The 545-nt window shown below is 62.6% G+C and carries 1 protein-coding gene; it reads left to right on the top strand.

Going from position 1 to position 545, the window contains the following annotated elements:
* Positions 1-545, top strand: a 545-nt coding sequence (locus tag MTBSS4_RS02960) for an ISAs1 family transposase (protein ID WP_173981915.1), incomplete at both ends; no start/stop codon positions are given.

Here is a 545-nt window from a genome sequence, read left to right on the forward strand (position 1 = left end):
GCCCTGGACGGCAAGACCTTGCGCCGCAGTGGTGACACCGGCAACGGGACGAAGCCGCTCCATCTGGTTTCTGCCTGGGCCTCGACCCAACGGCTCGTGCTGTGCCAGGAGGCTGTCGACACCAAGGACAACGAATGTGCCGCCATCCTGTCGATCCTTGAACGCCTCAGTATCAAAGGCGCGTTGGTCACCATCGACGCCATCGCCACCAATCCCGCCATTGCCCAGGCCATTACCGACGCAGGCGGCGACTACCTGCTCGCCCTCAAGCGCAATCAACCCAGTCTGCATGATGACGTCGCCCGCTACTTCGGCGACCCGGACACCACCGGCCTGAAAGCCCTGGAGATCGTCGATAAGGATCACGGCAGAATCGAAACGCGCCGTTACGCCGTCAGCCACGAAATCGATTGGCTGACTGGAGATCGTCGCTACCCCGGTGAACCGCGCTTCCATGCCCTGCGCTGCCTCGTCCGCACCACAACCCGAACCGAATGGCGCGGCAAGGTGACCGAGGATACCCGCTATTTCATCTCCTCCGCTCT

Origin of the sequence: Magnetospirillum sp. SS-4, assembly GCF_902729425.1 — a bacterium.
Lineage (GTDB): Bacteria > Pseudomonadota > Alphaproteobacteria > Rhodospirillales > Magnetospirillaceae > Phaeospirillum.